Source organism: Streptomyces cucumeris, assembly GCF_024295805.1.
GTDB lineage: Bacteria > Actinomycetota > Actinomycetes > Streptomycetales > Streptomycetaceae > Streptomyces > Streptomyces cucumeris.
The window spans coordinates 176,660-189,077 of sequence record NZ_JANCLX010000011.1; the positions used below are offsets into that span (position 1 = coordinate 176,660).

The 12,418-nt window shown below is 71.2% G+C and carries 10 protein-coding genes; all 10 read left to right on the forward strand.

Annotation, left to right across the window (positions count from 1 at the left end; translation table 11 throughout):
• Positions 1–79: 79 nt before the first annotated feature.
• The 10 genes from NMK44_RS18910 to NMK44_RS18955 all read left to right on the forward strand — a co-directional run bounded on the left by NMK44_RS18910 (position 80) and on the right by NMK44_RS18955 (position 12,360).
• Positions 80–1,462 carry an acylneuraminate cytidylyltransferase gene (locus NMK44_RS18910; RefSeq protein WP_254744665.1) on the forward strand — a complete coding sequence of 461 codons (1,383 nt, stop codon included), beginning with the start codon at positions 80–82 and terminating at the stop codon, positions 1,460–1,462.
• Positions 1,463–2,395 carry an N-acetylneuraminate synthase family protein gene (locus NMK44_RS18915; RefSeq protein WP_254744562.1) on the forward strand — a complete coding sequence of 311 codons (933 nt, stop codon included), beginning with the start codon at positions 1,463–1,465 and terminating at the stop codon, positions 2,393–2,395.
• A 136-nt stretch (positions 2,396–2,531) separates the two neighbouring features.
• Positions 2,532–3,788 (forward strand): hypothetical protein, encoded by a 1,257-nt coding sequence (locus NMK44_RS18920; RefSeq protein WP_254744564.1) that lies wholly within the window; start codon positions 2,532–2,534, stop codon positions 3,786–3,788.
• 179 nt (positions 3,789–3,967) lie between these two features.
• Positions 3,968–5,200, forward strand: coding sequence for an amidohydrolase (locus tag NMK44_RS18925; RefSeq protein ID WP_254744667.1), 1,233 nt, complete (start codon positions 3,968–3,970; stop codon positions 5,198–5,200).
• A gap of 163 nt (positions 5,201–5,363) precedes the next feature.
• Complete coding sequence (locus NMK44_RS18930) at positions 5,364–6,398, forward strand: BMP family lipoprotein (protein ID WP_254744566.1); 1,035 nt, start codon at positions 5,364–5,366, stop codon at positions 6,396–6,398.
• A 96-nt stretch (positions 6,399–6,494) separates the two neighbouring features.
• Positions 6,495–8,147, forward strand: coding sequence for an ABC transporter ATP-binding protein (locus NMK44_RS18935; RefSeq protein WP_254744669.1), 1,653 nt, complete (start codon positions 6,495–6,497; stop codon positions 8,145–8,147).
• Positions 8,144–9,268 carry an ABC transporter permease gene (locus NMK44_RS18940; RefSeq protein WP_254744568.1) on the forward strand — a complete coding sequence of 375 codons (1,125 nt, stop codon included), beginning with the start codon at positions 8,144–8,146 and terminating at the stop codon, positions 9,266–9,268. The genes NMK44_RS18935 and NMK44_RS18940 overlap by 4 nt, the downstream gene beginning before the upstream one ends.
• Positions 9,265–10,560, forward strand: a complete 1,296-nt coding sequence (locus tag NMK44_RS18945) for an ABC transporter permease (RefSeq protein ID WP_254744570.1) — start codon at positions 9,265–9,267, stop codon at positions 10,558–10,560. The genes NMK44_RS18940 and NMK44_RS18945 overlap by 4 nt, the downstream gene beginning before the upstream one ends.
• Positions 10,557–10,973 carry a cytidine deaminase gene (locus tag NMK44_RS18950; RefSeq protein WP_254744572.1) on the forward strand — a complete coding sequence of 139 codons (417 nt, stop codon included), beginning with the start codon at positions 10,557–10,559 and terminating at the stop codon, positions 10,971–10,973. Before NMK44_RS18945 ends, NMK44_RS18950 begins: the two co-directional genes overlap by 4 nt.
• 109 nt (positions 10,974–11,082) lie before the next feature.
• Positions 11,083–12,360, forward strand: coding sequence for a thymidine phosphorylase (locus NMK44_RS18955; protein WP_254744574.1), 1,278 nt, complete (start codon positions 11,083–11,085; stop codon positions 12,358–12,360).
• The last annotated feature ends 58 nt before the right edge of the window (positions 12,361–12,418 follow it).

Here is a 12,418-nt window from a genome sequence, read left to right on the forward strand (position 1 = left end):
CGCGACCACCACCCCGGCGACCACCACCCCGGCGACCACCGCCCCCGCGACCACCTCTCCACGCACCGAAGGAGCCGCGATGCCCCCGTCCTCCGACCGGCGAGTACTCGCCGTGATCCCCGCCCGCGGCGGATCCAAGGGCGTCCCCGCCAAGAACCTGGCCGCCGTGGGCGGCGTACCGCTGGTGGCGCGCGCCGTCCGGGAGTGCCGGGCCAGCCGCCTGGTGACGGACGTGGTGGTGTCCACCGACGACTCCGGGATCGCCGCCGCGGCCCGCGGCGCGGGCGCCGAGGTGGTCCACCGGCCCCCGGCCATCGCGGGCGACACCGCCACCAGCGAGGCCGCGGTGATCCACGCCATGGACGCCTGTGAGGCGCTCGGCGGCGGACCGGTGGACGTGGTGCTGCTGGTCCAGTGCACCAGCCCGTTCCTGGCCCGCGAGGACATCGACGGGGTGGCCGCGGCGGTGGTCGAGAAGGGCGCCGACAGCGCCCTGACCGTCGCCCCGTTCCACGGCTTCGTCTGGCGCGAGGACGAGAACAGCGGCGCCCCGACCGCACCGACGGCGGTCTCCTCCACCCCGAGCAGCGAGGTTCCGGCCGCGGCCGGAACCGCGGGTGACGCCGCGAGCCCGGCCGACGCCGAGTCGGGGGGCGGGACCGCGGCAGCCTCCGCCGTGCCCGACGCGGCGGCCGCCGCGCCGACGGGCGTGAACCCGGTCCCCGCCGCCGCAGGCGGCATGGGCGTCAACCACGACAAGGCGTACCGCCCGCGCCGCCAGGACCGCCCGCAGGACTTCCTGGAGACCGGTGCCGCCTACGCCATGGACGCCCGTGGCTTCCGCGAGGCCGGACACCGCTTCTTCGGCCGTACCGACCTGGTGCGCACCGACGCCGCCCGGGTGCTGGAGGTCGACGATCCGCACGACCTGGCCCGCGCCCGCGCACTGGCGCCGCTGCTGGACGCGGGCCGGGCGGGCTCCCTCCCCACCCGCGACGACATCGACGCGGTGGTACTCGACTTCGACGGCACCCAGACCGACGACAGGGTGCTGATCGACTCCGAAGGACGTGAACTCGTCGCCGTGCACCGCGGTGACGGGCTCGGGATCGCCGCCCTGCGCCGGGCGGAACTCGCACTGCTGATCCTGTCCACGGAGAAGAACCCGGTCGTCGCCGCACGGGCCCGCAAACTCCAGGTCCCCGTGCTCCACGGCATCGACCGAAAAGATCTCGCACTGAAGCAGTGGTGCGAGGAGCAGGGCATCGCGCCGGAGCGCGTGCTCTACGTCGGCAACGACGTCAACGACCTCCCGTGCTTCGGCCTCGTCGGCTGGCCCGTGGCGGTCTCAGGTGCGCACGACGTCGTGCGCGGCGCAGCGCGCGCGGTCACCTCCACCCCCGGCGGTGACGGCGCGATCCGCGAGATCGCCTCGTGGATTCTCGGAAAGGAACTGTCTTAAGTGAGCTCCATCTCCCGCCTCCGCACCCTCGGCGACAAGACCGCCGGCCCCGGCCAGCCCGTCTACGTCACCGGTGAGATCGGCATCAACCACAACGGCGACCTGGAGAACGCGTTCAAGCTGATCGACGCGGCCGCCGACGCGGGCTGCGACGCGGTCAAGTTCCAGAAGCGAACCCCGGAGATCTGCACCCCTCGCGACCAGTGGGACATCGAGCGCGACACCCCCTGGGGCCGGATGACCTACATCGACTACCGCCACCGCGTGGAGTTCGGTGAGGACGAGTACCGCGCCATCGACGAGCACTGCAAGAAGCGCGGCATCTCCTGGTTCGCCTCCCCGTGGGACACCGAGGCCGTCGCCTTCCTGGAGAAGTTCGACGTCCCGGCCCACAAGGTGGCCTCCGCCTCGCTGACCGACGACGAGCTGCTGCGCGCCCTGCGGGCGACCGGCCGCACGATCATCCTGTCGACGGGCATGTCCACCCCCAAGCAGATCCGCCACGCGGTCGAGGTGCTGGGCAGCGACAACATCCTGCTCTGCCACGCCACCTCCACCTACCCGGCGAAGGCCGAGGAGCTCAACCTGCGCGTGATCAACACGCTCCAGGCCGAGTTCCCCAATGTGCCGATCGGCTACTCCGGCCACGAGACCGGTCTGCAGACCACGCTGGCCGCCGTCGCGCTCGGCGCGACCTTCATCGAGCGCCACATCACCCTGGACCGCGCCATGTGGGGTTCGGACCAGGCCGCGTCGGTGGAGCCGCAGGGCCTGACACGCCTCGTCCGTGACATCCGCGTGGTCGAGGAGTCGCTGGGCGACGGCGTCAAGAAGGTCTACGAGAGCGAGCTCGGCCCGATGAAGAAGCTGCGCCGGGTGCCGGGCGTCGTCGCCGAGAGCGAGACCGCCGAGCGCGAGCCGGTCGCGGTCTGAGACACCTCGACGTGAACCCACCGGCCGGTGAGACCGGCCCGCGCCCGGAGACGGCGGGCGGCCCCGAGCACTCGGGAGCCGCCCGCCGGGTCCGGGCCCTTCCCCCGGACGGTGCGATGCCCTCGTGGACGGTGTGATGCCCCCCGCCCCCTCGTCACCCCCGAGCACCCTCGCCTTCGTGGAGAGCCCGGTCCAGCTTCTCAACGTGCTGGAGTGGGCGTACGCGGACGTGCGGCGCGGTACTGCGGGACCGGAGCGGCCGCCGTCGCTGGGCGCGGCCCTGGACCTCACCGTGGTGGTGCTCTCCCCGCACGATCCGATGACCCGCGGCCAGCTTCGCCGGATGGCCGAGCTGGCCCGGGACGAGGGCCTCACGGTGCGCTGGGAGGACGCGCGCGGCGGGGCGGGCGCCCCGCTGAAGACCATCGGCGGACTGCGCGGACCGCTGCGCCGCGCCGGGCGGATCGTCATCGGCGATCCCTTCTCCCGTTACGTCCAGCTCTTGCTGACCCTGACCCGCGCCCGGGATCTGGTCGTGGTGGACGACGGCACGGCCACCATGGAGTTCATCTCCCAGCTCGCGGGCGGGGAGCGGCTGGAGCGCTGGCACCGCCGCGGCAGCGGGCGGGGGGCGCGCGACATGGTCTTCGCGCCGGTGTCGGCCACCGCACGCCGTCGGCTCACCCCGGGCGACAAGCGCCGGGTCGAGGTCTTCAGCTCCATGCCGGTCGAACCGCCCCCCGGGGTGACCGTCACCGCCCATGACTTCGCCTGGACCCGGTCCCGTTTCGGCCCGCCCCGGCTCACCCGCGGCACCGATCTGGTGGGCACCTCGCTGGTGGAGACCGGGGTGGTGGACCTGGAGCGCTATCTGGAGGCGGTCGCCGGTCTGGCCCGTGCCCACGGCGCCACCCGCTACTTCGCGCACCGCCGGGAGAGCGCCGAGAAGCTGCACCGGGTCTCGGCCGAGGTGGGGCTGGAGATCGTACGGCCCGATCTGCCGCTGGAGCTGATAGCGCGCCGCGGCCCCATCGGCCACACCATCGTGAGCTTCCCCTCGACCGTGGTGCACACCCTCCCGCTGGCGCTGGTGGGCACCGGGGTGCAGGTCGCGGTCTGCGATGTGGACCCCGCCTGGCTGACGAGCGACGCCTCGCCGCGCGCCCAGGGCTTCCTGTCGGGCGTCACCGGCACCGCCCGGGACGTGACCCGGCTGGGCCCGCCCCCCGGCGCGGCGACCGGCCCGTCTCCCGGCGCTGCGACCGGCGCCGCGACCGGTACGGCGACCGGGGCGGCTCCTGGTGCGGCCCCGGCACCGCCGGTGCCGCCGACACCGCCCGCGTCGTCCCCGGGGCGGCCCGCGACCCCCGGGACCGCCGTGGCAGCTTCCTGACACCGTCGCTCGGACGGGCGTGTGGCGCTTCTCACGACAAAGCGGACTGTTATACCCCCTGACTAGGGAGATCATGCGCCGGGAGGGGGACTTTTCCTTCCCCGATCCGGTTGAAGTTTTGTTGATCGACATTCGGACGGCCGGGTCGCCGTTCTACGCTTCTTCAGGTGAAGCAATTGATGTCCCTCGATGAGACCGATGCCACACCCATCGCCGACGCGGCACTGCCCGGCGCGCTTCCCGACGCGCTCCGCGCCGAACTGATCGCCTTCCGGCGGGATTTGCATATGCACCCGGAGCTCGGCAACTGCGAGTTCCGCACCACGGCCGCGATCAAGGCGCGGCTGGAGCGTGCGGGCCTCACCCCGCGGGTGCTTCCCTCCGGCACCGGTCTCATCTGTGACATCGGTCCCCAGGACAGTCTGTCGACGACACTGCCGCTGCTCGCGCTGCGCGCCGACATCGACGGACTGCCCATCCCGGACACCAAGACCGTCCCCTACCGCTCGACCTTCGCCGACCGTGCCCATGCCTGTGGTCACGATGTGCACACCACCGTGGTGCTCGGCGCCGGTCTGGTGCTGGCCGAGCTGGCCCGTGAGGGGCGGCTGCACCGCCCCGTGCGGCTGCTGTTCCAGCCCGCCGAGGAGGTGCTGCCCGGCGGCGCGGCCGACGCGATGGAGGCGGGGGTGCTGGACGGCGTCGGCCGGATCCTGGCCCTGCACTGCGACCCCAAGGTCGAGGTCGGCCGGATCGGGCTGCGCACCGGGCCGATCACCTCGGCCTGCGACCGGCTGGAGATCTCCCTCGACGGGCCGGGCGGCCACACCGCGCGCCCGCATCTGACCACCGACCTGGTGACCGCCACCGCCAAGGTGATCACCGAGGTGCCCGCGCTGCTGGCCCGCCGGGTCGACGCCCGTTCCGGGCTCGCCCTGACCTGGGGGCGGGTGGAGTCCGGTCACGCCTGCAACGTCATCCCGCAGCACGCCGAGCTGTCCGGAACCGTGCGCTGTCTGGACCTGCCCGCCTGGCGCGAGGCCCCGGACCTGGTGCACGCCGCGGTGGACGAGATCGCCACCCTGCACCGGGCCAAGTCGGAGATCAACTACATCCGCGGGGTCCCTCCGGTGGTCAACGAGGAGAGCTCCACCGAGCTGCTGCGTGACGCCATGGTCGCCCGGCGTGGTTCGGCCGCGGTCGAGGGCACCGAACAGAGCCTCGGCGGCGAGGACTTCTCCTGGTACCTGGAGCGGGTGCCGGGCGCCATGGCCCGGCTGGGCGTCCGCCGGGTCGGCGACACCACCCGGCGCGATCTGCACTGCGGCGACTTCGACGTGGACGAGGGCGCCATCGGCGTCGGCGTGGAGCTGTTCACCGCGGCCGCGCTGCTGGACCGGAACCTTCTGTAGACCCCGCGTCACCGCCTCGTCACCCCCTCGCGCCCCCTCGGTCAAGGCACGTTCGCGACGATCCGATAACGGCTTCCGAGGGGGGCTTTATCTGACATCTACGCGCGTTACGATGCGGCGGAGCCAGCGCCAAAGGAGGCGCTTCGAGTCAGAGGGGACCCTCGTGCGCCGGGTATCCAGGATAGTTGTCGCGGGGCTTGCCACCGCGGCCCTCGCATTCTCCGCCACCGCCTGTGGCAGCAGTTCGGAATCAGGAAGCAAGGACAAGGGCATCGGCCTGGCCTATGACGTGGGCGGCCGCGGTGACCACTCCTTCAACGACTCCGCCGCCAAGGGCTATGACAAGGCCAAGAAGGACTTCAAGATCGGCGGCAAGGAGCTGACGGCGAAGGACGGCGACACCGACGCCGACCGCTACGACAAGCTCGCCAGCCTGGCCGAGGAGGGCTACAACCCGGTCATCGGCGTCGGCTACGCGTGGACCCCCTCGCTCTCCAAGGCCGCCAAGAAGTACAAGGACACCGACTTCGCGATCGTCGACTCGGTCGTCGACCTCAAGAACGTCGCGAGCCTGGTCTCCGCCGAGCACGAGGGCTCCTACCTCGCCGGTGTGGCCGCGGGCCTGAAGACCAAGACCAACAAGGTCGGCTTCATCGGCGGTACCGACAGCTCGCTGATCAAGAAGTTCGCGGGCGGCTTCCAGCAGGGCCTGAAGGACACCAACCCCAAGGCGGCGCTCAACGTCCAGTGGGTCCAGGTCGGTTCGGCCAAGGGCTTCGGCATGCCCGACCGCGGCAAGGACATCGCGGACGGCATGCTCTCCAACAAGGTCGACGTGATCTTCTCGGCGGCCGGCGGCTCCGGCGCGGGCGCCATCGAGGCCACCGCCAAGAAGAAGGGCACCTGGTCGATCGGTGTCGACGGCGACCAGTACTACGACAAGGGCCTGGCCCAGTACAAGCACACGATCATGACCTCGATGATCAAGACCGTGGACGGCTCGGTCTACGACTTCATCAAGAGCGTGGCCAAGGACAAGAAGCCCGAGAGCGGCATCCAGTCCTACGACCTGAAGCGCGGCGGCGTCTCCCTCTCCTACTCCGGCGGATTCATCGACGACATCAAGCCGAAGATCGAGGCGGCCAAGAAGAAGATCATCGACGGCAAGATCAAGGTGGCTGACACCTACAAGGACTGATCTCCTTCCGCCACGGACCCGGGGGACCCGCCGTCCCCCCGGGTCCGTGGCGCTCCCCCGGCCAGCCCCACCGCTCACGCCCCTCAGGAGTGCGCCATCAAAGCCGCCAGCCCGCCCCAGGGCGCCCCCGCCGGCGACGTCCAGGACATCGCCGTTGAACTCCGCGGAATCACCAAGCGGTTCCCCGGAGTCGTCGCCAACCACGACATCGACATCACCGTGCGCCGCGGTACCGTCCACGCCCTCGTGGGCGAGAACGGTGCGGGCAAGTCGACCCTGATGAAGATCCTCTACGGGATGCAGCGCCCGGACGAGGGCACCATCGCGCTCGACGGCGCCACGGTCGAACTGCACTCCCCGGCGGACGCGATATCCCGCGGCGTGGGCATGGTGCACCAGCACTTCATGCTGGCCGACAACTTCACGGTGCTGGAGAACGTCGTCCTCGGCGCGGAGAAGCTGCACGGCATCGGCGCCAAGGCGCGCGCCAGGATCAAGGAGATCTCCGACTCCTACGGTCTGGGGGTGCGCCCCGACGCCCTCGTGGAGGAGCTCGGTGTCGCCGACCGCCAGCGGGTGGAGATCCTCAAGGTCCTCTACCGCGGCGCTCGGACGCTGATCCTCGACGAGCCGACCGCGGTCCTGGTGCCGCAGGAGGTCGACGCGCTCTTCGACAACCTCCGCGAGCTCAAGTCCGAGGGCCTCACCGTCATCTTCATCTCCCACAAGCTGGGCGAGGTGCTCTCGGTGGCCGATGACATCACCGTCATCCGGCGCGGCACCACGGTGGCCTCCGTGGTCCCCTCCGAGACCAACCCCCGGCAGCTCGCCGAGCTGATGGTCGGCAGCGAACTGCCCTCCCCGGAGACCCGCGAGTCCACCGTCACCGACCAGAAGATGCTGACCGTCGACGGTCTGCGGCTGACCGCCACCGATGTGGACGGTGTGGAGCGTGCGGTGCTCGACGGCATCGACTTCACCATCCACAAGGGCGAAGTCCTGGGCATCGCCGGTGTGGAGGGCAACGGCCAGGCCGAACTGGTCGAGGCCGTCATGGGCATCCGGAAGCCCGACGTGGGTGTCATCACCCTCGACGGCACCGACATCAGCCAGGCCCCCACCCGCAAGCGGCGCGAGGACGGCATCGGTTACATCCCCGAGGACCGCCACCGGCACGCCCTGCTGCTGGAGGCCCCGCTGTGGGAGAACCGCATCCTCGGCCATGTCACCGAGGAGCCCAACAGCAAGGGCGGACTGCTCAACCCGGGCGCCGCGCGCCGTGACACCGAGCGCATCGTCACCGAGTACGACGTGCGCACCCCCGGTATCGAGGTCACCGCGGCGTCCCTCTCCGGCGGCAACCAGCAGAAGCTGATCATCGGCCGGGAGATGAGCCACCACCCCAAGCTGCTGATCGCCGCGCACCCCACCCGCGGTGTGGACGTCGGCGCCCAGGCGCAGATCTGGGACCAGATCCGGGCCGCCCGCCGCGAGGGCCTGGCGGTACTGCTGATCTCGGCCGACCTCGATGAGCTGATCGGCCTGTCCGACACCCTGCGGGTGATGTACCGCGGCCGGCTGGTCGCCGACGCCGACCCCTGCACGATCACCCCGGAGGAGCTGGGCTCGGCCATGACCGGCGCGGCGTCCGGCCATCTGGAGGGCTCGGCCGACGCCGACGCACCGGCCGACACCGTCCCGGCCGCCGCACCGGCCGACGCCGCCCCGGCTGGGGGAGAGGACCGATGAAGAAGTTCGACAAGGAGCGGATGCTCCTCGCGGTCGCGGCCCCGCTGCTCGCGATCGTCAGCGCGTTCCTGCTGACCGCACTGGTGCTGGCGGCGACCGGCAAGGCGCCGTTCGAAGCCTTCGGCGTGATGTTCGAGTACGGGGTGAAGTCCGACAGCCAGGTCTACATCCTCAACAAGGCGACGACGTACTACCTGGCGGGTCTCGCGGTGGCCATCGGCTTCCGGATGAACCTGTTCAACATCGGCGTCGACGGCCAGTACCGGCTGGGCGCCTTCTTCGGCGCCGCCGCCGGTGGCGCGATGGGGCTGCCCGGTCTGGTGCAGATCCCGCTGATCATCCTGGTCGCCATGCTGGTCGGCGCGATGTGGGCGTCGATCGCCGGTCTGCTCAAGGTCTACCGCGGCGTCAGCGAGGTGATCAGCACCATCATGCTGAACTCCCTCGCGGGCATCCTCATCAGCTATCTGCTGGTGGACGGCCGACTGGGCGTCCTGGACAAGCAGACCAACATCGTGGCCACCAAGGCGCTGCCGGAGTCCAGCCACTTCTTCACCATCCCGGCCGGTGGCGACCTGGACCCGATCTGGGGCTTCATCGTCGTCGCCGTCCTCGCCGGGGTCGGCTTCTGGTTCCTGCTGGGCCGCACCCGGTTCGGCTTCGACCTGCGCGCGGTGGGCCGCTCCGAGTCCGCTGCCGAGGCCAGCGGTGTCAACGTCAAGCGCATGGTCCTCAGCAGCATGCTGCTCTCCGGCGCGATGGCCGGTCTGATCGGCATGCCCACCGTGCTGAACGACACCCACCAGTTCACCGCCGACTTCCCCGTCGGCGTGGGCTTCACCGGTATCGCCATCGCCCTGCTCGGCCGTAACAGCCCGGTCGGCATCGCCCTGGCCGCCCTGCTCTGGGGCTTCCTGGAGCGCGGTGCCAACCGGCTGGAGTTCGAGGGCTACGACAAGGAGATCGTCGGCGTGATGCAGGGCGTGATCGTCCTGTGCGTCGTCATCGCGTACGAACTGGTGCGCCGCTACGGCCTCAAGCGCCAGCAGCAGAAGGTCGGTGCGGAGCTCGCCGCCCAGGCCAAGGCCGCCAAGAGTGACAAGCAGGAGGTGCCGGCATGAGTGCCACGGTGACCACCACCAAGAGCACGCCCACGCCGGGCAAGGACACCAAGCCCGCCTCCCGGATGTCCCTGGCCAAGGTGCTGCTGATCATCGCCGGGGCGCTGATCGCCCTGTCGGTGCTGCGGACCTTCGTCGACGCCGCCCAGCAGGCGGACTTCGACCGTGTCACCTCCGCCGACCAGATCGGCGCCGCGCTGGGCCTGGCGGTGCCCATCGGCCTCGCGGGCCTGGGCGGTCTGTGGGCCGAGCGGGCCGGTGTGGTCAACATCGGTCTCGAGGGCATGATGATCCTCGGCACCTTCTTCGGCGCCTGGGCCGGTTACCAGAGCAACCCCTGGATCGGTGTGCTCGCGGGTGTCCTCGGCGGCGCCCTCGGCGGTCTGGTCCACGCCGTCGCCACCGTCACCTTCGGGGTGGACCACATCATCTCCGGTGTGGCGATCAACATCCTCGCGCTCGGTGCCACCACCTATCTGGCCAAGCGCTGGTTCGAACCGCTGAGCGACATCGGCGGCTCGCCCAAGAACTCCCCGCAGGTCGACGACCTCCCGACGTTCACCGTGCCCGGTCTGTCCGACTGGCTGTCGACCCTGGAGAACCACCACTGGTTCGTGGTCTCGGACGTCGCCGGCATCCTCGGTGGCCTGGTCACCGACATCTCGGTGCTCACCGTGCTGACCATCGTGCTGGTCGTCGGCAGCTTCTTCGTGCTGTGGAAGACCTCGTTCGGACTGCGGCTGCGGTCCTGCGGTGAGAACCCGACGGCGGCCGAGTCCCTGGGCGTCAACGTCTACCTGTACAAGTACCTGGCCGTGATCACCTCCGGTGCCCTGGCCGGGCTCGGCGGGGTCTTCCTCGCCCTGGTCCGCTCGCACATCTACAACGAGGGCCAGACCGGCGGCCGCGGCTACATCGGTCTCGCCGCGATGCTCTTCGGCAACTGGCGGCCCGGCGGGCTGGCGATGGGCGCGGGTCTGTTCGGCTACTCCGACGCCCTCCAGCTCCGCAACGGCGGTGCCACCGTGCATGCGCTGCTCCTGCTGGTGGCACTCGGCCTCGCTCTGCTGGCGGGCTGGCGGCTCTTCCGCAAGAGTTATCTGGCGGGCGCGACGGCCGGTGCCGGTGCGGTGCTGCTGATGGTCTGGTACCTGCTGACCGACACCGTCTCCAACGACCTGGTCGCCGGTACCCCGTACATCGTCACCCTGCTGGTGATGGCCCTGGCCTCACAACGGCTGCGGATGCCCAAGGCCAACAACCGGCCCTACCGGAAGGGACAGGGCACATGACGACACCCGCTGCGGCGGCTCCCGACTGGGAGTCGCTGCGCGCGGCGGCCCGGGACGCGATGTCCCGGGCCTACGCCCCGTACTCCCGCTTCCCGGTGGGCGCCGCGGCGCTTGTCGACGACGGCCGCACGGTCACCGGGTGCAATGTGGAGAACGCGGCGTACGGTGTCGCCCTGTGCGCCGAATGCGGACTGGTCTCGGCGCTCTTCGCCTCCGGCGGCGGCCGGCTCACCGCCTTCACCTGCTGCGACGGCGAGGGCGCGGTGCTGATGCCCTGCGGCCGCTGCCGCCAGCTCCTGTGGGAGCACGGCGGCCCCGGTCTCCGGATCGACACGGCCTCCGGCGTCCGACTGCTCTCCGAGCTGCTGCCGGACGCCTTCGGCCCGGCCGACCTCGAACGCCTCGGCGCCTGACGGCGGCCTTCCGGGTGCGGTCCGGCCACCACCGGGCCGCGCCCCCTCCTTCCCCGGCGCCCCGTACCTGCGGCGCCCGCACCCGTTGAGAAAGGGCCCGCACCCCACCATGGACGCCATCTCCGTCATCCGCGCCAAGCGCGACGGCGGCCGCCTCGACGACGGCCAGATCGACTGGATCATCGACGCCTACACCCGCGGCGAGGTCGACCCCGAGCAGATGTCCGCGCTCGCGATGGCGATCTTCCTCAACGGGATGGACCGCGCGGAGATCGCCCGCTGGACCGCCGCCATGATCGCGTCCGGTGAGCGGATGGACTTCTCCTCGCTCACCCGCCCCACCGCCGACAAGCACTCCACCGGTGGCGTGGGCGACAAGATCACCCTGCCGCTGGCGCCCCTGGTGGCCGCCTGCGGCGCCGCCGTACCGCAGCTCTCCGGCCGCGGTCTCGGCCACACCGGCGGCACCCTCGACAAGCTGGAGTCCATCCCCGGCTGGCGGGCGCTGCTGTCCAACGACGAGATGATGGACGTGCTGCGGGACGTCGGCTCGGTCATCTGCGCCGCGGGCGACGGACTCGCCCCGGCCGACAAGAAGCTCTACGCGCTGCGCGATGTGACCGGCACCGTCGAGTCCATCCCGCTCATCGCCTCGTCGATCATGTCCAAGAAGATCGCCGAGGGCACCGGTTCGCTGGTGCTCGATGTCAAGGTCGGCTCCGGCGCCTTCATGAAGGACATCGACGCCGCCCGGGAGCTGGCCCGGACCATGGTGGGCCTGGGCACCGACCACGGTGTGCGCACCGTCGCGCTGCTCACCGACATGTCCACCCCGCTCGGTCTGACGGCGGGCAACGCGCTCGAGGTCCGCGAGTCCGTCGAGGTGCTGGCGGGCGGCGGTCCCGCCGATGTCGTGGAGCTCACCCTCGCCCTGGCCCGGGAGATGCTCGACGCCGCGGGCCTGCCCGACGCCGACCCGGCCAAGGCCCTCGCGGACGGCTCCGCGATGGACCACTGGCGCCGCATGATCGCCGCCCAGGGCGGCGACCCGGACGCGGAGCTGCCGGTCGCCCGTGAGCGACAGGTGGTCCCGGCCACCGCCGACGGGGTACTCACCCGGCTGGACGCCTACGCGGTCGGTGTCGCCGCCTGGCGGCTGGGCGCGGGCCGCGCCCGCAAGGAGGACCCGGTGCAGGCGGGCGCCGGTATCGAGATCCACGCCAAGCCGGGGGAGCGGGTCACCGCCGGTCAGCCGCTGCTGACCCTGCACACCGACACCCCCGAGAAGTTCGACTACGCCCTCCAGGCCCTGGACGGCGCGGTCGACTACGCCCCGGCCGGTACGGAGTTCACCGCCTCGCCGATCGTCATGGAACGCATCGCATAACGCGCGGCGCACCGACGCGAGAGGGCCGGACGGGGAGTTCCCCGTCCGGCCCTCTCGG

Coding starts and splice junctions, on each gene's coding strand:
- NMK44_RS18950 (WP_254744572.1), top strand. CDS start 10,557: ATGACGACACCCGCTGCGGCGGCTCCCGACTGGGAGTCGCTGCGCGCG.
- NMK44_RS18940 (WP_254744568.1), top strand. CDS start 8,144: ATGAAGAAGTTCGACAAGGAGCGGATGCTCCTCGCGGTCGCGGCCCCG.
- NMK44_RS18920 (WP_254744564.1), top strand. CDS start 2,532: ATGCCCCCCGCCCCCTCGTCACCCCCGAGCACCCTCGCCTTCGTGGAG.
- NMK44_RS18910 (WP_254744665.1), top strand. CDS start 80: ATGCCCCCGTCCTCCGACCGGCGAGTACTCGCCGTGATCCCCGCCCGC.
- NMK44_RS18955 (WP_254744574.1), top strand. CDS start 11,083: ATGGACGCCATCTCCGTCATCCGCGCCAAGCGCGACGGCGGCCGCCTC.
- NMK44_RS18945 (WP_254744570.1), top strand. CDS start 9,265: ATGAGTGCCACGGTGACCACCACCAAGAGCACGCCCACGCCGGGCAAG.
- NMK44_RS18925 (WP_254744667.1), top strand. CDS start 3,968: ATGTCCCTCGATGAGACCGATGCCACACCCATCGCCGACGCGGCACTG.